Raw genomic sequence first — 24,559 nt, 5'->3', positions numbered from 1 at the left:
AGCCGGTTCGGGAGTTCGCTTGAAACGGACGTCCGGACACGAATCCCGTTAGGGCTGCGTCTGCAACAGACGCAGCCCGTCCTCCGTGACGACAAGGCAGGTCAGACATCCCGATTGATAGGCGCCGGTGTCAATGCCGATACGGTCGGCGCGAAAGACGGGCTCGTCCACAATGACATGGCCATGGACCACTCTGAAACCCCAGTCGTGGTCGGACGAGAGAAACGGCTCCCTGATCCACATCAAGTCATGCGGCATTTGCGCCGTCGTCGGACGTTCCGGGTCGAGGCCGGCATGGACAAACAGATAATCACGCCAACGGAACCCCAAATCCAGCGCCGTCAGGAAGCTGTGATGTTCCGGAGGCAAAGCGTCACGAAGCGCCTCCCGCAAATAGGCCCATTCCGATTCTTCCGGTTGCTCCGAGACCGTCAGACCATAACTCTCCAACGCCTCCCGACCGCCGAACTTTAGCCACGAAGGCCCGTTTTTCGCGGGATCGTCGAGAAAGTCGAGCATTCGGTCCTCATGGTTTCCCTTGAGGAAAACGCGGTCGATGCCGTCGGTGAAGTCCCCGCTTAGCCGATCGATGACCTGCGCTGATTGGGGACCACGGTCTATATAGTCACCCAGATAGCATATCAGCGGATGTATCGGCTGATGCTGCGTGATATCCGATGCAATCAGGGCCTCCATCCGGTCGAGCAAATCGAGCCGGCCATGAATATCGCCAACCGCATAGACGGCCGTGAATTGCTCCGATCCGCCGACCGGCAAGCTGTTCACATCTATCATTCCGAGCCTCCCCAGCGACATCAAGTCATCCGGCAGGAGTGAAATCCGCAAGAAATACTTGTTTCGATACTCTCCTTATCGCCCGCGCGCTTGAACGACTTCGCGACGAAGTACCGGCGCTTAAAAGCGATCCTGCATCCACCACTTCGGCAGATAAGGCCGCTCGACCAGTTTCTCGGCGGCGTAGGGCCACCAGCCCGGGCCGAAGGGCCAGTAAAGCCGCACCGGCACGCCTAGTTCGCCTGCCACCCTGCTGCTGCGCTTCATGGGTAGGCCGCGCAACTGTTCCAGTTCGCAGGGGGTGCCCGAGGCTTTCAGGATCTCCAGCGCCGCGCGGGCGAGCGCCGGATCGTGCGTGGCTACGCCCACCGGCGCGGATCGTCCGGCGAGCAGGTGCACCAGTTCAAGGAACGCCGCCGAAAGGTCGCCCGCGTCGCTATCCGGATCGGCCCACTCGCCCTTGACCAGACGGATGCGCACCGGCGCGTCGCGCAAGCGTTCGGCGTCGGCCGCGCTGCGCTGCCAGCGGGCGGGGAGCGCGGTGCCGCTTGTGCCGTATTCGCCGGCCAGCCACTCGACCAGATCGAGCGTCGGCCCCGCCTGCGCGTGGGTCAGCGCGTCGAACACCACGGTCATGCCCACCGCGCTGGCCGGAGTGGCGACGGCGCGCAGCAGGTCCTTGTCGAAATGCAGTGGAGACGCCTTGATAGCGAGGCACGTGCCCGGAACCGTACCGTTCAAGGCGCGAGACAGGGCCCCGCAGGCGGTCACGATCCCGTCCGGTACGCCATCCCACGCCGGAAAGTAGCTGAGCGTCGCCGCTATACCCCCTCCGTGCAAGGAAACCGCCGCCCGCGCTGCTGCCGCCGCGTCGGGCGCGGGGGCCACCGCCTCTACCGTGCGCGAGAAGGCCACGCGCAATTTCGTGCCGATGCCTGCGCTCATCGGCGGCCCGGTCGCCGCTGCCACAGCCAGTTGGCCGCCTCCACCGCCAGCGCGGCAAGGCCATGGAGGTTGAACGGGTAGGTCTGGAGCCGCACGCAGGCCATCGCCTCGCGCGTCCAGACATCCATGATCCACGGCTCCACTTCGCCCAGCAACTCGATGCCAAGCAGCCCCCGCCCGGTGGCGTCGGCCAGCGCATGAAGCATCAGCAGATTGCCGGGAGACACGCGCGAGAAGGCGGTGTCGAACCCGATCTTGAACAGCCAGTAACGGCGCTGGAATTCCACCGCGAGTTGCATCGCCACGGCCTTGCCGCCGATCCGCATGAAGGCCACGCGGCAGGCGCCCTCCCCACTCGCGCGGCTCAGAAAATCGCGGAAGAACGCGGCCTTGACCGGATCGCATCCCAAAGCCGTACCCGCATCGCCCTTCCAGCCGCTCCGTTCGATCTCCACCGCCTCGTCGAACAGGGCGTCGAACGTGGCGCGGCTGGGCGCGTGCATTTCAAAAGTGACTTCGCCTTCGGCCTCAGCCCGGCGGCGGGCACGGCGGAAATCGGAGCGGCGGCCCGCGTTGAAGCGCGCCTCGGGATCGGGCGCGGCGGAGTCTATGGCAATCGTCGGGCATCCCGTGGCGGGGCGGACGACCAGCAGGCCCCGTCCCTTCATCGCCGTGCCGAGCGCCGCCACCAGGGGCGAATCCGTCGGTACCCGCTCCAACCGCAAGGGACGCCGGAGCCACGCCAGTTCCTGCCCCAGTGCAGCGGCGGCCGCATCATCGCGGCACAGCGCATCGACCGGTTCATAGACCTGTCGCTCACCCGCCACATGCCAGCGCCCGAACCAGCCCGGCCGGCGGCACAGCGGCAGCAGTGCGATGGGCCGGCCGCTCTCACGGATCGCCACCACACGTCGCACGCAGCCCGCCAGCATGGTGGCGACAAGCGCTTCGTAGAACGCGAGCATCTGCGATGGCAGCCGGGCGCTTGCCTCCAAGCGCCGCCAATCTTCCTGCGGAACGTCGCCGGATGAGCCGCGCGGGACACGCAGGCGCGCCTTCAGCCCGGACCTTTCCGGTCCGGCCCTCCGTTCGGCCTCTGGTGTTTCATGGCGCACGCCGCAATTCCCTTCGCGACATGTTGGTCGCCCCCGCGAAAGCGATAGCGAGAATCTGCTTATCCTAAGTTAAAGCGCGTCTGCGTCCGATCGCTTCGGTTGCGACAGCCGAACTTTGACATGCAGAAAACGCACCTCCGAATCGTATTGGCTTTGCGCCGGGTTGCAGTAAGGCCCAAATGCCCCCAATATTGCAGTGCAACATGACCGATCGAAACGCCCCTCATACCCACCCCGCACTCGTCACGCTCGCGCTGGCGATGGGCGCTTTCGCGATCGGAACGACCGAATTCGCGGCCATGAGCCTCGTGCCCTATTTCGCCCGCGATTTGCATCTGACTGAGCCGCAAGCGGGTCATGCGATCAGCGCCTATGCACTGGGCGTGTTCGTAGGCGCGCCGGTGATCGCGGTACTGGCGGCACGACTGGGGCGGCGGACGTTGCTGATCGGGCTGATGGCTCTGTTCGCGCTGGGCAACGGGCTTTCGGCCATGGCGCCGAGCTATCCGCTGCTGATCCTGTTCCGCTTCCTCTCCGGCCTGCCGCACGGCGCCTATTTCGGCGTGGCAGCGCTGGTGGCAGCCTCCATGGTGCCGGAAAACCGCCGCGCGCAGGCCGTGGCCATGGTCATGTCGGGCCTGACAGTGGCCACCGTCATCGGTGTTCCCGCCGCCAACTGGCTGGGGCAGGCTCTGGGCTGGCGTGCGGGCTTTGCCGTCGTTTCGGTGCTGGCGCTGATTACCGTGGCTCTCGTCGCACTGTTCGCGCCGCACCAGCGGCCTTCGGAAGGCGCGAGCCCGATGCGGGAACTGGGTGCATTGCGCCGTCCGCAAGTTCTGCTGACGCTGCTGACCGGCGCGATCGGCTTCGGCGGACTCTTCGCGGTCTATACCTACATTGCCTCGACCATGATCGAAGTGACGAAAGTGCCCGAAACCATGGTGCCGCTGGTGCTGGCGGTGTTCGGCGTGGGCATGACCGTGGGCAACCTGTTCTGGGCCTGGGCGGCCGACCGCGCACAGAGCCGCGCGGCAATCGGCGCGCTGCTGTTCAGCGCCTTCTCGCTGGCGCTGTTCCCCTTTGCGGCGGGCAATATCTGGACGCTGGTGCCGGTGATCCTGATGGTGGGCTTCTCGGGCGGGCTCGGCACGATCCTGCAGACGCGCCTGATGGACGTTGCGGGCGAGGCGCAGGCACTGGCCGCCGCCGCGCACCACAGCGCCTTCAACTTCGCCAATGCGCTGGGCCCGTGGCTGGGCGGTCTGGCCATCTCGGCCGGCTGGGGGCTGACCTCCACCGGCTGGATCGGCGCGGGGCTGTCGCTGGGCGGTCTGGCGGTGTTCCTGCTGACCTTGGCGCACCACAAGCGCGGCGTGGAACTGGAAGCGGTTCCGGCCTGCGCCTGAGGCGCTCAATACACTACCTTCGCCCTTCCGCTCCGTCGTCCCCGCGCAGGCGGGGATCCCGCTTGCTTTTTAGCACGCAGAGACGCGGAGACGCAGAGGGGGCGTGCCGAAACTGCCCCCTCTGCGTCTCCGCGTCTCTGCGTGAGCCCCAAAAAGCGGGGCCCCCGCCTTCGCGGGGGTGACGAAGTGGTTATTGATGAGGTGAGGCAGGCCGCGCCGGCCTAATTCTGGTCTCGCCGCTCCAGCCGCATGTGGACGGCGCTGGGCGTGTTCTCCATCTCGGACACGAAATAGTCCTCGAAGGGCATATCTTCATCGAACAGCGGCGCGCCCCTGCCCAGCGCGCGGGACATTACGCGCAGCCAGATCTCGTCCGCCTTGCCGGTGCTGAGCGCGGCGCTGACCGTTCGCGCTCCGCCGATCACCAGCACCGCCCTCTCGCCCGCCACGTTCTGGGCCGCCGCGAAAGTGGAGGCGAAATCGGCGTGAAAGTGGAAGTGCAGCCGCGCATTCTCCCGCGGCGCGGGAACGGGGGCATGGTCGGTAACGACGAAGATCGGCACCTGAAGCTCGTAATTGTCGGCATACCAGTCCGGATCTCCGCCCGCCGCGAAGGCATGGGCGCTCATCACCACGGCACCGCAAGTATCCGCCAGCCGCGCAACCATCTTGGCGCGCCGCGCGTCGTCGACCGGGAAAACGGTCACGCCATCGGCATCGGTCCAATATCCGTCGATGCTCGTGGCAGCCTCTACGATCATCCTGCCCATGGGTGTTTCTCCACCTGATATCCTACACCTGTGACGGTCGGTCGCAAAGATGTGAAGAATGCCGGGCCGCGCGGGTTGCCGGAAAGCGGACGAGACGGGCCTCAGCCGGGCTGCGGCGACTGTTTCCGGCGTGTTTCGTTTTCCTACAAGCGTGCGATTTGAGACTCTTGCGCCATGCGACGCGGCACGACTCGAATTGCGGGCAGGATCAGCGGCTTGCCCTCTGGCGGCTGCCACAAGGTGACACCGGCGAGATTTTCTCTGGACCGTGTCAACTGTGTCAACCGGAGTGTCACCTTGCGCAAACGACAACGGACCGCCCCCACGAAGGGAGCGGCCCGTCCGAGTCGCAGCGATGAAAGCGGATCAGCCGATCATCATCAGGCTGGCATTGCCGCCCGCCGCGGTGGTGTTGATCGAGGTGGAGACCTCTTCCAGCAACCAGGCACCATTGGGTCCCGCGCTGACGTGCACCGGCACGATCGGGCCGGACATCGCCGCCACGGCCTCGCAGGCGGCGCGCACGGCGGCGGCATCACCCTCCACAAGGCAGGCCGCGAAGGCTTCGCCCGCGACGGGGTGGAACCGCGCCTCGATCTCGGCGGGCAGGCCGCCGGGGACGTCCATGCCCTCCACGGCAGCGGTGTTGCCGGTGGCCAGCACGGCCGCCATCTGCGCGAAGAGACCGGCGCGGGTGGCCGGGCGGAGCAGCACGCGGCCGCGCGGGTGCAGCGCGTAGAGGTTGCGTTCGCCCACCGGGCCGGTCAGTTCCATCTCGGTGCCAAGGGCGGATGCCACCCCGATCTTGCGCGCCTGGGCAGCGGCGCTCGCCTCGCCCACGCTCTCCAGCCATGCGGCGAAGGCTTCCACCAGCGGTGTGCCATGCCCTGCCGGACCGAGCACTTCGGGTGCCTTGGTGACCAGACGGCCGAGGTAGAGCGGCCCGCCTGCCTTGGGGCCGGTGCCCGAAAGCCCGCGCCCGCCGAACGGCTGCACGCCGACGACCGCGCCGATGGTGTTGCGGTTGACGTAGAGGTTGCCCGCCTTCACCGCCGAAGTGACGCGCTCCACCGTGGCGTCGAGGCGGGTGTGCAGGCCGAAGGTCAGGCCATAGCCGGTGCCGTTGATCGCATCGATCAGGCCCGGCAGATCGTCGCGGCGGAAGCGAACGACATGGAGCACGGGGCCGAAGACCTCGCGGCCAAGCTGGGCGATGCTGTCGATCTCGACGATGGTGGGGGCAACGAACGTACCACGCACGCAGTCGGCTGGGATCGCCACTTGCTCGACCTTGCAGCCGCGCGCCTTCATCGTCTCGATATGCGCGGCGATATTGGTCTGCGCCTCTGCGGTGATGACCGGGCCGATGTCGGTTGCCAGCGTCTGGGTGTTGCCGACGGAGAGTTCGGCCAGAGCGCCCTTCAGCATCTTCAGCGTCCGGTCGGCCACGTCTTCCTGAAGGCACAGCACACGCAACGCCGAGCAGCGCTGACCGGCGGAATCGAAAGCCGAGGCAATGACGTCCGCCACCACCTGCTCTGCCAGCGCGGAGGAATCGACGATCATCGCGTTCTGGCCGCCGGTCTCGGCAATCAGGGGAATGGCGCGGCCATCCGCCGAGGTGCGGCCCGCAAGCTGCTTCTGGATCAGGCGTGCGACTTCGGTGGAGCCCGTGAACATGACCGCGGCCACTTGCGGCGCGGCGACAAGCGCGGCGCCGACCTTGCCGTCGCCCGGCACCAGTTGCAGCGCATCGGCCGGAACGCCGGCCTCATGCAGGATGCGCACGGCTTCGGCGGCAATCAGCGGGGTCTCTTCGGCCGGCTTGGCCAGCACGGTGTTGCCGGCAACGAGCGCGGCGGCGACTTGCCCGGCGAAGATCGCCAGCGGGAAGTTCCACGGGCTGATGCAGACCACCGGGCCGAGGGCGACTTGCTCCGCACCGAAGGTCGCGCGGGCCTGCTGCGCGTAATAGCGCAGGAAGTCGATCGCCTCGCGCACTTCGGCAATGGCATTGGCGGCGGACTTGCCGGCTTCGCGGATGACCAGCCCCATCAGCTCGCCGATCCGCGCCTGCATCATGTCGGCGGCAGCATCGAGCATGGCGGCGCGATCGGCTACCGGCGTACCGCCCCAGCGGCTGATCGCGGCGCGCGCGACCATGACGGCGGCGGCTTCGGGCGCCACTTCCATCACCTTGCCCACCACGTCGCGGTGGTCGGCGGGGTTCAGCACGTCGCGCACCTTGCCCTGCGCATTGGCGGGCATGGCGAACCATTCGCGCGTCACGGAGGCCTGAAGCGCGGCGGTGAGCGCGGTCAGCGCGGTCTCGTCGGCCAGATCGATACCGGCCGAGTTGCGGCGCCCGGTGTAGAGGCCGGCAGGTGCGGCGATCTCGCTGTGGCGCGCGCCGGGGTGCGGCATGGCGCGGACGATGTCGACCGGATCGGCAACCATCTCGTCCACCGGTACCGCCGGATCGGCGATGCGGTTCACGAACGAGGAGTTCGCGCCGTTTTCCAGCAGGCGGCGCACAAGGTAGGCCAGCAGCGTCTCATGCGTGCCGACCGGCGCGTAGATGCGGCAGGGACGGTCCAGCTTGTCCTTGCCGACGACCTGCGAATAGAGCGGTTCGCCCATGCCGTGCAGGCACTGGAACTCATACTTGCCGATGGCGAAGTCCGGGCCGGCAAGCTGGTAGATCGTCGCCAGCGTCTGCGCGTTGTGGGTGGCGAACTGCGGGAACACCGCATCCGGCGCGGCCAGCAGCTTCTGCGCGCAGGCGACGTAGGACACGTCGGTATGCACCTTGCGGGTGAACACCGGGAAGTCGGCCAGTCCATCGACTTGCGCGCGCTTGATTTCGGCATCCCAGTAGGCGCCCTTGACCAGACGCACCATCATGCGGCGGCCGGCGCGGCGGGCCAGATCGATGATCCAGTCGAGCACATAGGGGCAGCGCTTGCCATAGGCTTGCACCACGAAGCCAAGGCCGTCCCAGCCCGCCAGATCGGGATCGAGCGCCAGACTCTCCAGCAGATCGAGCGAGAGTTCGAGACGGTCTGCTTCCTCGGCATCGATGTTGAGGCCGATGTCGTAGCTCTTGGCGATCACTGCGAGCGCCTTCACGCGCGGCAGCAGTTCGTTCATCACCCGGTCCGCCTGCGCGCGGACATAGCGCGGGTGGAGGGCTGAAAGCTTGATCGAAATGCCGGGCCCGCCATAGACGCCGCGCCCGGCGCTGGCCTTGCCGATGGCGTGGATGGCGTTGACGTAGTCGGTGTTGTAGCGGTCTGCATCGGCGGCCGTCGTCGCCGCCTCGCCCAGCATGTCGTAGCTGTACTGGAAGCCTTGCGCTTCCAGCTCGCGGGCGCGCTTCACCGCTTCGTCGATGGTTTCGCCGGTGACGAACTGTTCGCCCATCAGGCGCATCGCCATGTCGACGCCGCGACGGATTACCGGTTCACCGGCGCGCGCGACAAGGCGCGTCAGCGCGGCGCCAAGGCCCTTGTCATCGACGCTGCCGACCAGCTTGCCGGTGACAACAAGGCCCCAGGTGGCGGCATTGACGAACAGCGACTTGCCGTTGCCCAGGTGCGCGCCCCAGTCGCCGCCGGCGATCTTGTCGCGGATGAGCGCATCGCGGGTGGCATCGTCGGGAATGCGCAGCAGCGCCTCGGCCAGACACATGAGCGCGACGCCCTCCTCGCTCGACAGCGAGTATTCCTGCACCAGACCCTCGACGCCGGTGCCCTTATGGTTGACGCGCAGCGTGGTGACGAGGTTGCTGGCGGTGGCACGGACGGCGGCGCGGGTCGCATCGGGCAGCGTCGCTGCGGCCAGCAGCGGAGCCATGCATTCGGCCTCGTCGCGGCGGAAGGCATCGGTGATGGCGCTGCGGAGCGCGGTTGGCGCGCTGACGGCGGGAGCGAAAGCGGCGAATGGCGGGGTCTGGGTCATGCGCGCACAATATCGCGGGTGCACGTGGCAATCCGCCTTTTCACGCGGCTTAAACAGGCCATATGGACTTATGTTCAAGCCATACCTAGTCTATCAGGATGGCCAAACCGATCAAATCAGTCGATCTGGATGAACACGACCGCAAGATCGTCGCAACGCTCAGAAACGATGGGCGGATCAGCGTCACCGAACTCGCGCGCGTGGTCGGGCTGTCCAAGACGCCCTGTCAGGTTCGGCTGAAGCGACTGATCGATTCGGGGGTGATCCGGGGCTTTCACGCGGCAGTCGATCCGGCCGCGCTGGGGCTCGACCACGTGGCCTTCACCGAAGTGAAACTGTCCGACACGCGCGAACAGGCGCTGAAGGAATTCAACGCGGCGGTGCGGCGCATTCCCGAAGTGGAGGAGTGCCACATGCTGGCCAGCCACTTCGACTATCTGCTGAAAGTCCGCACCCGCGACATCCGCCGCTATCGCGAGGTGCTAGGGGAGAAGCTGTCCAATCTGCCCCACGTTTCCAGCACATCGACTTACGTCGCGATGGAGACGGTGAAGGATACCGGGAACGTGTGAGGTCGGGTTTGGGCCAATCGACACCCCACCCTGCCAAAAAACACCCCGTCGTTCCCGCGAAGGCGGGAACCCCGCTTTTCTTGAGGCGTAGCGCGAAGGAAGCGGGGCCCCCGCCTTCGCGGGGGCGACGGAGTGTTTGATTGGTCGGTCTGCGGATGATCGAGAGGCCGGTCGGTAATCCTAGCCTGAAGCGAATCCTCAGGCCGCGCGAAGGCCCGGCTTGCGTCCTTCCTCGATCTGAAACAGCCCCGCCTGCACGGCCAGCGCAGTGGCATCGGACGAGAGCGACCGGGTCGCCGCCGACGTCTCTTCTACCATCGCCGCGTTCTGCTGGGTCGAACGATCCATCATGCCAACAGTCGCGTTAATCTCGCTGATGGCGATGGCCTGCGCGTCGTTATCGCGTGCCATGGAGGCGACCAGCTTGTGCACGCGGTCCACCTCGCCGGCGATCCGCTCCAGCTCCAGATCGACACGGGTGACGGCCGAAGCCGCTTCCTCGATCTCGTTGCGGGTGGCCGAAAGACCGTCGCGCGCGCGGCGCGCCTCTTCCTCGGACCGCATGGCCAGCGAACTGACGAGATCGGCCACGACCGCGAAACCGCGACCTGCCTCACCCGCGCGCCCGGCTTCCACCGCCGCATTCATCGCCAGAACCCGCGTCTGGAAGGCAATCTTGTCGAGGCCCTCGATCACGCCGTCGATCCCGCGCGCGCTCTCCAGCACGGTGCGCATGGCCTGCACGGCATCCACCGCCACGCCACGCCCCTGCCCAACGGCGTTGAGTGCTTCGCCCGCGATCTCCAGCGTTTCCTGTGCCCCGCCGGCGGTGACCTTCACGCGGTCCTCCACCTGCTGCAGCGTCGCCGCCGCCTGCTCAAGACTGGCGGCATTGCTCTCGGTACGGCGGGCCAGATCCTCGGAAGCACGCGCGATCTCGCCCGCGCCGCCCTGGATGGCGCTGGAGGTCTCCACCACCGAACCGATCGTGCCGCGCAAGTTGGCAAGGCTCTTGTTGTAGGACTGGGTGAGCGAGAGATAGGTCCGCGGCAGATCGTCGATGTCATGCACCAGATCGCCATCGGCCAGGCGCGACATCGCCCGGTCCAGCGCCGTGATGGCCTGCGTGCGCTCCGCCTCCGCCTCCCGGAAATAGATCGAGATGGACAGGTCCATGTCCAGCATCGCCGCCTTCACCAGCGCGCGATTGACCTTGCCGGCATCGCTACCGGGGCGGAACAGGCGGCGCCATGGGCTGGCGGTGCGCTCCACGGCCGCCATGATCTCCTCAAGGATCATCGCATAGCCGCCAATGTACCAGCGCGGCTCCAGCCCGATGGTCGCATGGACTTTGCCGATCCGCGAAACGGCGTCGTAGTAATCCTGATCGAACTTGCCGGTGGCGATGCGCATCCAGTGGCCCACCTGCGCGGACTTGGCGGAATCGATATGGCTGTCCCCCCGGAACATGCGCACCATTTCAGGCGTCGCGCGGACACGGGCGTAGAAACGGTCGAGAGCGGGGCCGATACACTTGCGCAGGAGCGGCTCGGCAGATGCGAGCACACGCCGCTGCGCAGCATTGAACTCAAGGAACGTGAGCCGTTCCTCGATGGTCTTGATGGTCAACTTCGTCTCCTATGCCGCCGGCTACGCCGAGCGATGATGAAAGCCCCCACACGGAGGCTATGATAGGAGAAAAGAAAGACAATCCGGGCTCTCCGCCTAGGAATTTTGGCCGCTCACGCGCCCCCGCCGCTCGCAATTCGGCCATGGCAGAACCGGGATCGCTGTGTTAGGCGAAGCCTTCTCGCGCAAGGCGCTCCTCTGTTCTGACTGTTTCGGAGAAGGGCAAACGTCGGAAAGGACAAGGCGTCATCGATCGATCGCCAACTGATCTCGCTATCCCGACCGGGCCTCTTGCGGCCGTTGCCACCGCACATCGTACATTGTCGTCGGGCTGCACCTTCTGGGCGAGCCACGCCGCGCCGTTCTCCCCACCCACGGCGAAGGGCGTGACCGCGCTCATCCGCATGAACGGGAATCGGCTGAAGGAACTGGACCGCTTCCTGTTCAACCTGCTCGACGCCATTCTGCTCGCGAGCGGCCAGCGTATCCGCGAATATGGCGAAAATCCGCCTGCCGATGCGGCCATTCGCAAACTTTCGGCGGTGCAGTCGCTGCTGGGCATGGACTTTCATGCCCTGGCCCGGCTGCGCGCGCTGATGCGGATCGCATCGGCGCTGGGCCGCCAGCCCGGCGAAGAGGCCGCTCGCCAGCTTCGCGCCGACATCCGCATCGCCTCGGGCCAAAAGGATATCGGGAAGGCCATCGATCCCAGACTTTTTTCGGAATCGGCAATCCTCGGGATATGCGAATTCTACCAGACGCTTGGCGACAATCTGGTTGCCGCTCTTCCCGCCCCGGGCGCGATTCGGGCGCATTCCGCGCCTCGGAAATCGAGATTCGCCTAGGCACTCCCTCTACCCGGTGTTAGCCTCCAAAAATCGGGCGCGGAGTTCTCTCGGCCCGATCAGGGAACGCATCGTTCCCGCGAACGAGGAGAATGCCGTGGGAGCCGATCTCCTTACCCTTGAGGCCGTAATCACCGGCACGACGATTCTGGCCACATCCGTCGGCTGGCAAGCCTTCGCGATCCAGCGGAGATCCTTCCGCCGGGCTGATACGAAGAAGAAATACTGACGTCCTCAGGAATGCCGCCACCCAAGGGTTCCTCAGTCACCGATATGCAAAACTGACTCGGCGATTATTGATTTTGTTCCGCGAGCACCTATCTGGATAGGGGCCATGGCCGTTTCTTTGACTTGAAATTGGCCGCGTCATTCCCTATCTGGCGGGTGCTGCGTCGCTCAATGACGCGATTTTGCGCCTGAATGGCTGCGACCTCGCTTTCCTCTTCGGCTTCCTGGCATTCACTCCTGGCTTTGCATCCGTGCACTGGCAGGGCAAAACGCATATCCGAGGACCGTTAGATTGGCGAAAGAAGAATTGCTGACGATGGAAGGCTTCATTGAGGAAGTGCTTCCCGATGGACGTTTCGCCGTCCTGCTCGACAACGGGCACCGCATCATCGCCTATACGGCGGGCAAGATGCGCAAGTTCCGTATCCGCACGGTTGTCGGTGACCGCGTCCACGTCGAAATGACACCTTATGACCTGAGCAAGGGCCGCATCGTATTCCGCGAACGCACCCCCGGCCAGGCTGGACCCGGCGCACGACGCAGCGGTTTCAGACGATAAAAAAGCGGCCGAGGGCCGCGAATTTAGGACTACATGATCAATAAAATTACCGACGCCTTCAAGCGTCCCTACGATAAATCTTCCCGCGGCAGCCTGCCGTCGCCTTTCGGTCAAGCACTGGATGCGACGCGCGCCGCACTCTCCCCCGAAGAACTTCGCGTTCTTGTCGCCGCAATGGTGGACTGAACCGGTGCTGCCCACGCCACGGTGTGGGTGACGCATCCGGAGGGAGAGACATTCCGCCGCAGGATGAAGGCAAGGCCCCCATCCTGCGGCGACAGGTATCGCGGATCCGATCCGCTACTGCAATTTCCCGGAACGATCGCCTTCGGCCCCGTCATCCTTGACGGAGGCCTCGACGCGTTCCCGCTCCTTCATTTCGCGCGCTTGCTCGGTCTTGAGGATGCGTTCCGACATGGCTTGCCATGCGGAAGCGGACCTCAGTTCGCGATCCCGCACGTTGGTCAAAGTTGCCTGAGCAGCCGCCTGGTTAGCCAGGCGAGCCATCTCGTCGCAATAACTCCGGCTCATGCTCATGTCGAAATTCCTGACAGTCGGCAGCGGCGTTCGATCGGCTGGCAGGGCTGGCGGGGCCGCCCTGCGCAGTCACGATCAAACCGAGCGGAGATTGACTGCCGAAGCCTTGCCGTTGCGGGCAACTTCGATCTCATACGAGACGCGCTGGTCACGCTCGAGCGTCTGCATGCCGGAATTCTGAACGGCCGAAATGTGCACGAAGCTGTCCTGGCCGCCGTCTTCAGGCGAGATGAAACCAAAACCCTTATCGACGTTGAAGAATTTAACGGTTCCGACTGGCATTTTGCGTCTCCTTTCAAGAAACGATTATTGTGCGCACGAATATCGTGCGACTTTTGGGCGTCAAATCATCGAATGAAAGGAAATCGTCGCAAGAGGAAATTGAGCCGAGAAAACCTCCACTCAAAATGCCAATATTGCCGAGACCCGTCGCAAATTCGACGTCAGCATTTTCGAAATAGCACATATGGATCGAAACCACCAGTCGCAGTTCCGGCGCTCACCCCGGGAATTGGGCGCAAAGCCGCCACATAGCGGGCCAAGTCAGGCCGTTTCGACCGCAGCAAACGCCCGGCCAAGGACCGGGCACGCAAACGGCTCTACTACGAGACATCGCGCTATCGGCAGGGCAAGAACGGCGAAGTCCATCTGGAGCCGACCGGGGCCGAGCGTTTTGGGTAGAGCGTGCACGGGCAAACAGGAAACATCCCCGGCCCGCATGTCTGAAATTGCATTTTCCGCAAATGCAGCCTATGGCTGTCCGTGCTGACGTCGCGTGCGACGGACTATCGGGCAGCCTTTGGCTTCCCCCTTTGTCCCTTACGAGCCTCATGAAGCCGGAATGCGCCGCGACGGCGCATGCGCGCCGCGTCGGCCAAAGGATATTCCATATGACTACCGGAACCGTAAAATTCTTCAATGCCGACAAGGGCTATGGCTTCATCGCGCCCGAAACCGGCGGCAATGATGCCTTCGTGCACATCTCTGCCGTGGAGCGTGCAGGCATGGGTACGCTGACCAAGGATCAGCGCGTTTCCTACGATCTGGAAACCGACAACCGCGGCAAGACCTCGGCTGTCAATCTTCAGCCGGCCTGAAGGGCGTTCGTGCGGGTGGCTCAGGCCATCCGCACCGCTTTTCCTGGCCTTAGAGGCCTACCGTTGAACGGGAATTGAACATGTCCGATCCGAGCTCACGCCCTTTCCTTATCAATAAGGACGCGGACGGAAACTTTCGCCTGACCGTAAGAACCACACGGTACAATTCGCAAGGTTATCCGCTCGTCACGTCTTCCCTTCAGGAAGAGTTCTTCAAGACAGCCAATGCCGCCCGCGCTTTCGCAGTGGCAAACTTCAACGCCAAGCCCGGCGAATACACAACGAAGTAAGGGTTTGGACGCGGTGTGTCGGTATGCGAAAGGCGCGTACCAGCACGCTTGCGATGTCGGCTTCGAATTGCCGCCTAATCCCTGAGGATCCGCGCGAGGCCGCCAATTCTCGGCAGGAAGAAACAAGCACCGCCCACCACTACCACGAACCGCGCAGTCCTGAGGCAAGGCGGGAATTGCCCGCCGCATCGTGGTGCGCGAAGGCATCTGTCGGCAGCCCTCCCTTCACCGGATAGCGATTGTCGAGTTTGGGGAACAAACTACCATGCGGGCGCACATTGACTCCTGCCAGCGCGCTCCCATCTTTCAGAAATGAGCAACATTTACCGCATGACCAAGCCAGTCGACGCGGTCACTGGCCTATTCCACGCCCCCGCAGGGGATTTGCCGCGCTTTGCGGCAGAGGTGCATCCGGGCAACCTCGGCCTTGTTATCGCAGACGGAACGGTTCACGCCATGCGCTGGGGCTTTCCGGTCGCGCCCAAGAACATGATCGCGGCGCTGCCCTTGAGACCCAACCCGGTCACCAGCGTCCGTGACGGCGAGTTGGAAACCGGCATGTGGGCGGACAGCTTCCACCATCGTCGCTGCCTGATCCCCATGACAGCCTGGGCCGAGCCGGAAGGTGCCGAAGGCGCCATGACGCGCACGTGGTATTCGCCGCTGGAGGAATCGCTCTTCGCCGTTGCCGGAATCTGGCGCCCCACCGTCGAATGGGGCGATGCCTTTTCCGTGGTGATGGTTGGCGGTCCCGACGCACACGTCGGCGGGCAAAATCACATGCCGGTGATCCTTGCTCCGGAAGATTGGGAACAGTGGACGCATGGCACCCCTGACGACGCCATCGAGCTTTGCCGGGTATACGGCGACGCGCTGATCGTCGACCGCACGGACGAGCCATGGTTCAAGCTCACGGACCTCACGGGATCGACTGCGGCGCCTCTTTCCTGAGGTACGCCAAAGCACCTGACCGCCGCCAAGTGTGCATTGCTTCGTTCGTCACTAAACGACTTTGCGCAAGGATTTCTCGATTTCCCCGCCGCAATAGGCATCGCCATAAGCATGCCTGGAATCCTGCGCGAGGCGGGCCAATTGTGGCAATTCGCGGGTCCTGCGCACCAAGCCCGCGACGCGAGGCGCCACCTCGTCCAGCAAGGACGCAATTGAGTCGAAGCGCTCGGCCATCGTCGACCACAGGACCGAGGTGACAATGTCGGCGACACCAAACGCTTCCGTTCCGAGCAATGTGCCCGCCTGTGCTTCGAGCCCATGCGCTCGTCCCGTGGCTTCCCAGATTTCCATCCACCGCGTCAGGCGCGGAACGAATTCGTGCCACTTACGCACCGTCCACATCTCGCGCCCGCCATCGAGAGTGATTTCATCGAGCACATCGTTGGCGTCGTTGACGACTTTCAGCGAAGAGGCGCGACCTTCCCGAGTGGACGGCAAGAGTTCCAGCCGTTCTCCAAGATAGAAGGCAATCGCGGGCATTTCCGCGATGGCAAAGCCGCTCGCATTGTCGATCAGGAGCGGCGGACCCATGAACGGCGCCGGCTGATCGGCGGGCGTACGGCTCATGAGTTCGGCGATCTCACCGCTGTCATGCTCAGTCCAACTCTTGCCCGCGAAAGCGAGAATGCCCCGGATGAACTGCCCGCGGAACGGGACCGGCCAATAATAGAGTTCGAAGTCGGACATCACACGGCCTCCTCAGCGGGGTCGCGAGTTCAAAGCGCCGGACGGGCCGTCGTTCCCTGAAAAGGCTTCAGACTGACCTGCCAGGTTACCAATGGCGTGAAGGCGCCGGCCCCATTGGCCCTCGTTTACGCCGCACCATCGCGGCATCGATTCGATGCAAGGATCGCGTGCGACCGGCTCCGATCGAAGCGCCGTTAAAACCATCAAATTTCTGTGGGTTTCGTCAATCCCAGCGCTGTACTGGGGCCCCGACGGAGGGGCTCTTGGCGGAGAGGGTGGGATTCGAACCCACGGTACGGTTTCCCGTACACTGCATTTCGAGTGCAGCGCATTCGACCACTCTGCCACCTCTCCGCTAGAGATGCGATAGCGATGGAAGGTCTCCATCGGGTCGGGAAGCGCGCCACTAGCCGGTGTTATCGGACTTGCCAAGCCCTCTTTTTACGAATTGTGGGGAACAATCCACAGGCAAGCTTGCCCGCCCTCCCCCGGAAACCTATATTCGGCCCATGAACAGGGCTTCGTTCTTTTCACCCCAGGCCGGCCGCGTCATCGATGCGCCCCGCCAGACCAGGGCCCGCTTCGCCATCGGCGATGTTGTCCGTCATCGTAATCACGACTTCCGCGGCGTCGTTTTCGACATCGACCCGGTCTTCGCCAACAGTGAGGAATGGTACGAATCGATCCCGGTCGATGTCCGCCCCAAGCGTGACCAGCCTTATTACCACCTCCTCGCCGAGAACGAGGATTCAAGCTATGTCGCCTATGTCAGCCAGCAGAACCTGATGGACGATGCAGAGGGCGGTCCGGTGGATCATCCTTCCGTCCCCCAGTTGTTCGACGCTTTCAACAACGGGCACTACCGGCTGCGGCGCGGCCTCGCGCACTGATCCATCCGATCAGCAAACAAACAAGAACGCCGGCGTGACAGGGTCACGCCGGCGTTCTTGTTTGTATCGAGGTGCGGAGCGGCTCAGCCCTTGAGCTTCCAGCCCGAACGCAGCACCCAATAGACCACCAGCGCGAAGGCGGCATTGAGCACGCCCAACCCGATCGCGCTGTGCAGCACGGCAAGGTTGGAATTGCCGATGTCGCTTTGCCCCAGGAAGCCGAAGCGGAAGCCCGAGATCACATAGAAGAACGGGTTGAAGCGGCTCACCGTCTGGAACGCCGGCGCAAGGTTGTCGATCACATAGAACGTGCCCGACAGCAGCGATAGCGGCGCGATCACGAAGTTGGTGACGGCGGCGTTATGGTCGAACTTCTCGGCCCAGATCGACGAGAGCAGGCCAAGCAGCGCCAGGAACACCGAACCGTTCAGTCCGAACCAGACGACCGCCCAAGGATGATGGAGAGTAAGGTCCACGCCTGGCCAGAGCAGCATGGCCCCGCCCAGCGCCAGTCCGACGAGCACCGCGCGGGTCACCGCCGCGCCGATCATCGCCAGCATCAATTCGCCCTCGCTCAGCGGCGGCATCAGATAGTCGATGATGGTGCCCTGGATCTTGCCCGCCAGGAAAGAGAAGCTGGAATTGGCGAAAGCGTTCTGCATCATCCCCATGACGATGAGGCCCGGCGCCACGAACGTCGCGAAGTTAACGCCCAGAACCTCGCGCCCGCCGCGACCCAGCGCGACAGTGAAGATCACCAGAAACAGCATCGTCGTGATCGCCGGTGCCCAGATCGTCTGGGTCTGGACCTTGAAGAAGCGCTTCACCTCCTTCATATAAAGGGTCTTGAGCCCCAACCAGTTTACCTGGTGTATCAGGGGCTCTCCCTTTGCCGGGAAGTGGCGGGGCTGCACAATCCCCTCGGGGGTCTGCAGAGCGGTCGAATTCGTTTGATCGGCCATGCCCCCGCGAGTATCGGCTGCGGCTTTCCAAGGCAAGCCGTGCGACGGAATTTCGGGGCGATTCTCCTGTATCGCTCCCCTGTAGAGATGGAAATGGAATGAGCTGGACGGACGAGCGGATCGAGAAGCTGACCAAGATGTGGGAGGGCGGTGCCACTGCCAGCCAGATCGCGGACGAGCTTGGCGGTGTCAGCCGCAACGCGGTGATCGGCAAGGCCCACCGCCTCGGCCTCAAGGCACGCCCTTCCCCGGTCAAGGCCAATGAGAAGCCTGCGCGCCCGGCGCCCGCCCCCAAGAAGGCGAAGCCCGCGGCCGAAGCGCAACCTGCCGCGCCCGAGCCCAAGGCGGAGCCCGTGATTGCACGCGCCGCGCCGCAGGCCCCGGCTGCACCGGCCCCGCGCGCAGCCGAACCGGTTGCACCGCAGGCTGCCACCCCGGCGGCCGACGATGCCGTCGTGAAGCCGAGCGGCCCGCGCGTCGTTTCGGTCGGCCCCGGCGGCTTCCTACGTCAGGGCCCCGGCGATCAGCAGCAGCCGATCCCGCCGGCCCCGCCGCGCCGCCTTGTGCCCGCGAAGCCGAGCGCCGAGATTTCGGGCAAGACCAGCCTGCTCGATCTCAACGATCGCGTTTGCCGCTGGCCGATGGGTCACCCGGGTGAGCCGGACTTCCACTTCTGCGGCGCGGCCGTGAACCCCGGCTTCCCCTACTGCGTCGAGCATTGCGGCCGGGCCTATCAGGCACAGCTGCCGCGCGGCGCGCGCCGTCCCCCTCCGCCGCTGCCCTTCGGCGGCCCGCGGGTTCGCTGATCCCATGTCAGCGCCAGAGTCGATGATGGCACGATGGAACCGGCGCCTTGCCGTGCCCGTCCTTGCCGGCGCGGCTCTGGCACTGATGGCGGCACCGGCGATGGCGCAGCAGGCGCCCGCCGCTGCTGCGACCGCTCCGGCTCCGGCCGCGACTCCGGTGGAATATGCCTACGTGGCCATGGTCACGAGCGAGGGCACGATCGTACTCGCGCTCGACAAGACGCATGCGCCGCTCACCACCGCGAACTTCCTCAAGTACGTCGACGGCAAGAAGTTCGACGGAACGACATTCTACCGCTCGATGCATCTCGACTGGGGCGATACCCCGGCCGGACTGGTTCAGGGCGGCTTGCAAGGCATCAAGGTCCTGCCCCCGGTCGCGCATGAGCCGACCAGCCAGACGGGCCTGCACCACACTTCGGGCACGATTTCGATGGCGCGCTATGCGCCGGGCACGGCCACGGCCGACTTCACGATCATGGTCGGCGACGTCGTCACGCTGGACGCCAATCCCTCGTCGGACAATCCCGAGTTCAAGGCCGGATTCGCGGCTTTCGGCCATGTCGTTTCGGGCATGGACGTGGTCCACAAGATCTGGGACGCACCGCGCTCGGCCACCAAGGGCGAAGGCGTGATGCGTGGGCAGATGCTGGATCCGCCGGTGAAGATCGTCAGCGCGCGCCGGGTCCCGGCCCCGCCGACACCGGCTCAATAAGCACCCTGTAAAACCCTCCGCGCAGGCGCGCGCCTTGTTGGCAAGGCTGCCCCGCCCCCTCCAGATCTCGCGCGAAAAAGGCGTTGGATGCCGAACGCCGCTGCGCGCTCACCGCCCGCCCGAATGACCATTCGGGCCGCGACACTTGCCCCTTCGCAATGCACCCAATGGTTAACAACAGAATTCGCAAAACTCCTGCCGAATGCCTGCTGTTATGTTTTTGGAATCGCAAATCGCGGACTTGAAGGGTTACCGTTTATTAGAGATTCCTACCTAGGCTCTTTTTAAATCGAATCTGGGTGCGAAGCGGTGCAGCAGGAAAGTATACTGTCGCCAAACGAAACGGTCACTTCTGTCCGTCGGTTTGCGGTGCATGCGATTCAGGCGACCTGCACCATCTGCGCCTTGGCCGCCCTGTTCGTCGACGGACCGCTCGGCCACTCGCTCGCCACCGTGGCCGCTGCCTGTGCGCTCTTCACGCTCTTCGTCGGCGTCGTGTTCGGGCGCCGCGCGGTCGCCGAGCTGGACGATCATCTTCGCCTCATCGACGAGGCTCGCGACGCCCGCAATCAGGTCGAAGAGCTTTTCGCCATGACCGACATGCTTCAGGCCGCCGAGGATCATGACGATGCCGGCGCGGTGCTGATGGCAACTGCCGTGCGGCTGCTCCCCGGCTTCGGCGGCGCGCTCTACGTCTTCAACAATTCGCGCGACCGGCTGGATCTGGCCAAGTCATGGGGCCTTTCGGACAGGTTCGAACCGGCTGCGGCCCTGGTGCCCAGCAACTGCTGGGCGCTCAAGCGCGGCAAACCCCATATCAACGACCCCGCCGGTGGCACGCTGTGCTGCATGCACCAGATCGGCACCGGAGCGACCGTGGAAGTGCCGATGATGGCGCGCGGGCAGGTCTTCGGGCTGCTGCTGCTCGCCAGCGATGCGCCGGATGCGCTGGAGCGGTTCAACGATATCCGCCGCGTGGCGCGGGCGCTTGCCGATTCGATGTCACTCGCCCTCTCCAACATCGCGCTGCGCGAAAAGCTGCGCACCCAATCGCTGCGCGACCCGCTGACGGGCCTCTACAACCGCCGCTACATGGAAGATGCGCTCGAACGCTATGTCAGTCTTGGCGAGCGGACCGGCACCGCCACTTCGGTGCTGATGATCGATCTCGACAACTTCAAGCGCGTCAACGACGAGTTCGGCCATGCCAAGGGCGATGCCGTGCTGCGCGACGTGGCAGCGCAGCTTGTCGGCGCGCTACGGCCTTCGGACGTGGTAGCCCGCTACGGCGGCGAGGAACTCGTGGTGATCATGCCCAAGTGCACGCTGGAGGATGCCGCCGACAAGGCCGAGATCCTGCGCAAGCGCATCGAAGGCCTCTCTGAAGCGCACGGCGCCGCAATCAGCGCCTCATTCGGCGTTGCCACCGTCCCCGAAACCGCGACCAATGCCTCCGACGTGGTCCCTTGCGCGGACAGCGCGCTCTATGCCGCCAAGCAGAGCGGCAAGAATCGCGTCAACCTCTCCGAGCGCCGCGCCAAGCGTGACGATGTTCCGGCACCTCGCCTCGCCGTTACGAGCTGACCGATTTCGGCAGCGCGGGCAGGAATAACGCCTCCCCTTACCTGCGCGCTACGAATATCCGACTTACGCGTCCAAAGCCGCGCGAAGTTTAGGTCCCACAGCCAATACCACACCATCTCGTCGCCCCCGCGAAGGCGGGGGTCCCGCTGCCTTCTCTCCGCGTCCGCAAAACAAAGCGGGGTCCCCGCCTTCGCGGGGACGACGGGGCTTTGATTATCGCGATAGAATTGGCCTCATCGGTAGAATTGGCCCCACTGGTAGAATTGGCTGTGCTGGCGGGAATCCGCGAGCGCCGTTCGCTTCGCGCAAAGAAAAAGGGGCCGCATTGCTGCGGCCCCTTCGTCATTTCAGCTCATGCGAGCCCTGAAGGATTAGTCTTCCTTCAGGCCACTGATCGCTTGGCGATCAGTCTTCCTTCAGGAACGCCGGCATGTGGTCGGGATCGCCGCCACCGTCGCGAGGACCGCGGGGACCGCGATCGCCGCGGGGACCACGGTCGTTGCCGCCACGGCCACCGTCACGGCGCGGACCACGACGGTCACCGCCGCGATCGTCGCGGGGGCCACGGTCGCCGCGCGGTTCGCGCGGTTCGCGGGCAGGACGGGTGTCTTCCAGCTCGGCGCCGGTTTCCTGGTCGACGACGCGCATCGACAGGCGAACCTTGCCGCGCGGATCGATCTCGAGGACCTTGACCTTAACTTCCTGGCCTTCCTTGACGACATCGGTCGGCTTTTCGACGCGCTCGTTCTTCATTTCGGAGACGTGGACGAGGCCATCCTTGCCACCCATGAAGTTCACGAAGGCACCGAAGTCGACGATGTTGACGACCTTGCCGTTGTAGATCTTGCCGACTTCCGCTTCCTCGACGATGCCGAGGATCCACTTCTTGGCGGCTTCGATCTGGGCGATGTCGGACGACGAGATCTTGATCACGCCTTCGTCGTCGATGTCGACCTTGGCGCCGGTTTCGGCCACGATCTCGCGGATCACCTTGCCGCCGGTGCCGATGACGTCACGGATCTTCGACTTGTCGATCTGGATCGTCTCGATGCGCGGTGCGTGGGCCGACAGTTCGGTGCGAGCCGAGCCGAGAGCCTTGTTCATCTCACCCAGGATGTGCGCGCGGCCGGCCTTCGCCTGCTCCAGCGCCTTACCCATGATTTCCTTGGTGATGCCGGCGATCTTGATGTCCATCTGCATCGTGGTGATGCCGAGTTCGGTGCCAGCCACCTTGAAGTCCATGTCGCCGAGGTGATCCTCGTCGCCCAGGATGTCCGAGAGGACCGCGAACTCGTCGCCTTCCAGGATCAGACCCATGGCGATGCCCGAAACCGGACGAGCCAGCGGCACGCCGGCGTCCATCATCGAAAGGCAGCCGCCGCAGATCGTCGCCATCGAGGACGAGCCGTTGGACTCGGTGATGTCCGACAGGATGCGGATGGTGTAGGGGAAGTCTTCCTTGGCGGGCAGCACCGGGTGCAGCGCGCGCCATGCCAGCTTGCCGTGGCCGATCTCGCGACGGCCCGGAGCGCCGAAGCGGCCCACTTCGCCGACCGAGTAGGGCGGGAAGTTGTAGTGCAGCATGAACGACGAGTACGACAGGCCTTCCAGGCCGTCGATCATTTGCTCGGCGTCCTTGGTGCCCAGCGTGGTGGTGCAGATCGCCTGCGTTTCACCGCGGGTGAACAGCGCCGAACCGTGGGTGCGCGGCAGGAAGCCGACCATCGATTCGATCGGGCGAACCTGATCGAGCTTGCGGCCGTCGATGCGCTTGCCGTCCTTGAGGATGGCGCCGCGAACGATTTCCGCTTCCAGCTTCTTCATGGTCTTGATGGCGACCATCTGCAGCTGCGGCGTTTCACCGGCGAAAGCTTCCTTGGCCTTGGCGCGAGCGGCGTTCAGCGCGTTCGAGCGGGCCGACTTGTCGGTCAGCTTGTAGGCAGCGGTAACGTCCTTGCCGACGGCCTTCTTGAGCTTCGCCTTAACGTCGGCCGTGTTGTCCGACAGGTCGATTTCCCAAGGTTCCTTGGCAGCCTTTTCGGCCAGGTCGATCACGAGGTTGACGACCTTGCGGCATTCGTCATGCGCGAACATGACGGCGCCGAGCATCTCTTCCTCGGTCAGTTCCTTGGCTTCCGATTCCACCATCATCACGGCATCGCCGGTGGCGGCGACGACGAGATCGAGGCGGCCATCGGCCAGCGCGGCGGTCTGCTTCGGGTTCAGCGTGTATTCGCCATCGACGAAGCCGACGCGGCAGGCGCCGATCGGGCCCATGAAGGGCACGCCCGAGATGGTCAGCGCGGCCGAAGCGGCGATCATCGCAACGATGTCGGCCTCGGTCTCGCCGTCAAAGCTCAGAACCTGGGCGATGACGTTGATTTCGTTGTAGAAACCTTCGGGGAACAGCGGACGGACCGGACGGTCGATCAGGCGGCTGGTCAGCGTTTCCTTTTCGGTGGCGCCGCGTTCACGCTTGAAGAAGCCACCCGGGATGCGTCCTGCGGACGAAAACTTTTCCTGGTAGTGCACGGTCAGCGGGAAGAAGTCCTGGCCTTCCTTCACCGACTTGGCGGCGGTAACCGCGCAGAGCACAACCGTTTCGCCATAGGTGGCAAGGACGGCGCCGTCGGCCTGACGGGCCACGCGGCCGGTTTCCAGAGTGAGCGTCTTGCCGCCCCACTCCATGCTTACGGTTTTGACGTCGAACATAAGAGGTTTTCCTCAGCCCACCGGCCCTATTGCGCGGCGGGGTTTACTGCCGGGTATGCCGTCCCGGTCCGGTGTGAGGCCGCTTTGGGGCCCCCGGGTCTGCCGCCGAATTGCGGACGGACCCCTGATGCAAGAAGCGGCCCGCTGAGGGGCCGCTTCCCGTTAGTTCTTACTTACGCAGACCCAGCTTCTGGATCAGCGAGTTGTACCGCGCGACGTCCTTCTTCTTAAGGTAGTCGAGCAGCGAGCGGCGCTTGTTGACCATGGCCAGCAGACCGCGACGCGAGTGGTTGTCCTTGTGGTGAGCCTTGAAGTGCTCGGTCAGGTTGCGGATGCGCTCGGTGAGGATCGCGACCTGAACTTCCGGGCTGCCCGTGTCGCCAGCGACGCGTGCGTTGTCCGAAATGATGTCCTGCTTCTTTTCAGCGGTAACCGACATAGTAC

At 64.5% G+C, this 24,559-nt stretch carries 25 protein-coding genes and 1 tRNA gene; 13 read left to right on the top strand and 13 right to left on the bottom strand.

The window, feature by feature from the left end; genetic code table 11:
- Nucleotides 1–48: 48 nt before the first annotated feature.
- From EDF56_RS15930 to EDF56_RS15920, 3 genes are all read right to left on the bottom strand, one after another.
- Nucleotides 49–795, bottom strand: a complete 747-nt coding sequence (locus EDF56_RS15930) for a metallophosphoesterase family protein (protein WP_165912214.1) — start codon at nt 793–795, stop codon at nt 49–51.
- 120 nt (nt 796–915) lie between these two features.
- On the bottom strand, nt 916–1,740 hold the full coding sequence (locus EDF56_RS15925) for a proline dehydrogenase (protein WP_132389138.1): 825 nt from the start codon (nt 1,738–1,740) through the stop codon (nt 916–918).
- Nucleotides 1,737–2,735 (bottom strand): GNAT family N-acetyltransferase, encoded by a 999-nt coding sequence (locus tag EDF56_RS15920; protein ID WP_132389136.1) that lies wholly within the window; start codon nt 2,733–2,735, stop codon nt 1,737–1,739. Before EDF56_RS15920 ends, EDF56_RS15925 begins: the two co-directional genes overlap by 4 nt.
- A gap of 323 nt (nt 2,736–3,058) precedes the next feature.
- Between EDF56_RS15920 and EDF56_RS15915 the strand changes: the two genes are divergently transcribed.
- A complete protein-coding gene (locus tag EDF56_RS15915; protein ID WP_132389134.1) occupies nt 3,059–4,261 on the top strand; it encodes an MFS transporter in 1,203 nt (400 codons plus the stop codon).
- A 221-nt stretch (nt 4,262–4,482) separates the two neighbouring features.
- Here the strand turns inward: EDF56_RS15915 and EDF56_RS15910 are convergent, their stop codons facing one another.
- Both EDF56_RS15910 and putA read right to left on the bottom strand, forming a co-directional pair.
- Nucleotides 4,483–5,031 carry a dihydrofolate reductase family protein gene (locus EDF56_RS15910; protein WP_132389132.1) on the bottom strand — a complete coding sequence of 183 codons (549 nt, stop codon included), beginning with the start codon at nt 5,029–5,031 and terminating at the stop codon, nt 4,483–4,485.
- 366 nt (nt 5,032–5,397) lie between these two features.
- Nucleotides 5,398–8,991, bottom strand: coding sequence for a trifunctional transcriptional regulator/proline dehydrogenase/L-glutamate gamma-semialdehyde dehydrogenase (putA, locus tag EDF56_RS15905; RefSeq protein WP_132389130.1), 3,594 nt, complete (start codon nt 8,989–8,991; stop codon nt 5,398–5,400).
- 98 nt (nt 8,992–9,089) lie between these two features.
- Here putA and EDF56_RS15900 point away from each other — a divergent pair, with 98 nt between their 5' ends.
- Nucleotides 9,090–9,563 (top strand): Lrp/AsnC family transcriptional regulator, encoded by a 474-nt coding sequence (locus tag EDF56_RS15900; protein ID WP_132389128.1) that lies wholly within the window; start codon nt 9,090–9,092, stop codon nt 9,561–9,563.
- 198 nt (nt 9,564–9,761) lie between these two features.
- Here the strand turns inward: EDF56_RS15900 and EDF56_RS15895 are convergent, their stop codons facing one another.
- The gene (locus EDF56_RS15895) at nt 9,762–11,192 is read right to left on the bottom strand and encodes a globin-coupled sensor protein (protein ID WP_243652632.1); all 1,431 of its coding nucleotides are present in this window, start codon (nt 11,190–11,192) and stop codon (nt 9,762–9,764) included.
- A gap of 320 nt (nt 11,193–11,512) precedes the next feature.
- Between EDF56_RS15895 and EDF56_RS15890 the strand changes: the two genes are divergently transcribed.
- The 4 genes from EDF56_RS15890 to EDF56_RS25970 all read left to right on the top strand — a co-directional run bounded on the left by EDF56_RS15890 (nt 11,513) and on the right by EDF56_RS25970 (nt 13,010).
- Nucleotides 11,513–12,037 (top strand): hypothetical protein, encoded by a 525-nt coding sequence (locus tag EDF56_RS15890; protein WP_165912213.1) that lies wholly within the window; start codon nt 11,513–11,515, stop codon nt 12,035–12,037.
- A 97-nt stretch (nt 12,038–12,134) separates the two neighbouring features.
- On the top strand, nt 12,135–12,266 hold the full coding sequence (locus tag EDF56_RS26625) for a hypothetical protein (protein WP_279389717.1): 132 nt from the start codon (nt 12,135–12,137) through the stop codon (nt 12,264–12,266).
- 291 nt (nt 12,267–12,557) lie between these two features.
- The gene (gene infA, locus EDF56_RS15885) at nt 12,558–12,824 is read left to right on the top strand and encodes a translation initiation factor IF-1 (protein WP_132389124.1); all 267 of its coding nucleotides are present in this window, start codon (nt 12,558–12,560) and stop codon (nt 12,822–12,824) included.
- 33 nt (nt 12,825–12,857) lie between these two features.
- Nucleotides 12,858–13,010: a hypothetical protein gene (locus EDF56_RS25970; RefSeq protein WP_165912212.1), complete on the top strand. Its 153-nt coding sequence runs from the start codon at nt 12,858–12,860 to the stop codon at nt 13,008–13,010.
- A 114-nt stretch (nt 13,011–13,124) separates the two neighbouring features.
- Here the strand turns inward: EDF56_RS25970 and EDF56_RS15880 are convergent, their stop codons facing one another.
- Together EDF56_RS15880 and EDF56_RS15875 are read right to left on the bottom strand one after the other, a co-directional pair.
- Nucleotides 13,125–13,361 carry a hypothetical protein gene (locus EDF56_RS15880; protein ID WP_243652631.1) on the bottom strand — a complete coding sequence of 79 codons (237 nt, stop codon included), beginning with the start codon at nt 13,359–13,361 and terminating at the stop codon, nt 13,125–13,127.
- Between the two features lie 75 nt (nt 13,362–13,436).
- On the bottom strand, nt 13,437–13,643 hold the full coding sequence (locus EDF56_RS15875; RefSeq protein ID WP_132389122.1) for a cold-shock protein: 207 nt from the start codon (nt 13,641–13,643) through the stop codon (nt 13,437–13,439).
- A 608-nt stretch (nt 13,644–14,251) separates the two neighbouring features.
- On the opposite strand from EDF56_RS15875, the gene EDF56_RS15870 reads away from it, so the two are divergent.
- The 3 genes from EDF56_RS15870 to EDF56_RS15860 all read left to right on the top strand — a co-directional run bounded on the left by EDF56_RS15870 (nt 14,252) and on the right by EDF56_RS15860 (nt 15,699).
- A complete protein-coding gene (locus EDF56_RS15870) occupies nt 14,252–14,458 on the top strand; it encodes a cold-shock protein (RefSeq protein WP_132389120.1) in 207 nt (68 codons plus the stop codon).
- Nucleotides 14,459–14,538: 80 nt separating this feature from the next.
- Nucleotides 14,539–14,748, top strand: a complete 210-nt coding sequence (locus EDF56_RS15865; protein WP_132389118.1) for a hypothetical protein — start codon at nt 14,539–14,541, stop codon at nt 14,746–14,748.
- A gap of 312 nt (nt 14,749–15,060) precedes the next feature.
- The gene (locus tag EDF56_RS15860; protein WP_132389116.1) at nt 15,061–15,699 is read left to right on the top strand and encodes an SOS response-associated peptidase family protein; all 639 of its coding nucleotides are present in this window, start codon (nt 15,061–15,063) and stop codon (nt 15,697–15,699) included.
- A gap of 51 nt (nt 15,700–15,750) precedes the next feature.
- On the opposite strand, the gene EDF56_RS15855 is transcribed toward EDF56_RS15860, so the two are convergent.
- Nucleotides 15,751–16,446, bottom strand: coding sequence for a glutathione S-transferase (locus EDF56_RS15855; protein WP_132389114.1), 696 nt, complete (start codon nt 16,444–16,446; stop codon nt 15,751–15,753).
- Between the two features lie 264 nt (nt 16,447–16,710).
- Nucleotides 16,711–16,800 (bottom strand) — tRNA-Ser (locus EDF56_RS15850).
- 155 nt (nt 16,801–16,955) lie between these two features.
- Between EDF56_RS15850 and hspQ the strand changes: the two genes are divergently transcribed.
- Nucleotides 16,956–17,336, top strand: coding sequence for a heat shock protein HspQ (hspQ, locus tag EDF56_RS15845; protein WP_132389112.1), 381 nt, complete (start codon nt 16,956–16,958; stop codon nt 17,334–17,336).
- Between the two features lie 83 nt (nt 17,337–17,419).
- Here the strand turns inward: hspQ and EDF56_RS15840 are convergent, their stop codons facing one another.
- Nucleotides 17,420–18,298, bottom strand: coding sequence for an ABC transporter permease (locus EDF56_RS15840; protein ID WP_132389111.1), 879 nt, complete (start codon nt 18,296–18,298; stop codon nt 17,420–17,422).
- A gap of 98 nt (nt 18,299–18,396) precedes the next feature.
- On the opposite strand from EDF56_RS15840, the gene EDF56_RS15835 reads away from it, so the two are divergent.
- The 3 genes from EDF56_RS15835 (at nt 18,397) to EDF56_RS15825 (ending at nt 21,403) form a co-directional block, all read left to right on the top strand.
- Nucleotides 18,397–19,104 carry a GcrA family cell cycle regulator gene (locus EDF56_RS15835; protein ID WP_132389109.1) on the top strand — a complete coding sequence of 236 codons (708 nt, stop codon included), beginning with the start codon at nt 18,397–18,399 and terminating at the stop codon, nt 19,102–19,104.
- A 25-nt stretch (nt 19,105–19,129) separates the two neighbouring features.
- Nucleotides 19,130–19,819, top strand: a complete 690-nt coding sequence (locus EDF56_RS15830; protein ID WP_207904720.1) for a peptidylprolyl isomerase — start codon at nt 19,130–19,132, stop codon at nt 19,817–19,819.
- 405 nt (nt 19,820–20,224) lie between these two features.
- On the top strand, nt 20,225–21,403 hold the full coding sequence (locus tag EDF56_RS15825) for a sensor domain-containing diguanylate cyclase (protein WP_132389105.1): 1,179 nt from the start codon (nt 20,225–20,227) through the stop codon (nt 21,401–21,403).
- 405 nt (nt 21,404–21,808) lie between these two features.
- Here the strand turns inward: EDF56_RS15825 and pnp are convergent, their stop codons facing one another.
- Nucleotides 21,809–24,115, bottom strand: coding sequence for a polyribonucleotide nucleotidyltransferase (gene pnp, locus EDF56_RS15820; protein ID WP_132389103.1), 2,307 nt, complete (start codon nt 24,113–24,115; stop codon nt 21,809–21,811).
- A gap of 169 nt (nt 24,116–24,284) precedes the next feature.
- Nucleotides 24,285–24,554, bottom strand: a complete 270-nt coding sequence (gene rpsO / locus EDF56_RS15815; protein WP_132265086.1) for a 30S ribosomal protein S15 — start codon at nt 24,552–24,554, stop codon at nt 24,285–24,287.
- Nucleotides 24,555–24,559 lie beyond the last annotated feature (5 nt).

This window comes from Novosphingobium sp. PhB165 (genome assembly GCF_004341845.1).
Classification (GTDB): Bacteria; Pseudomonadota; Alphaproteobacteria; order Sphingomonadales; family Sphingomonadaceae; genus Novosphingobium.
This window is presented reverse-complemented; position numbering and strand designations above follow the sequence as displayed.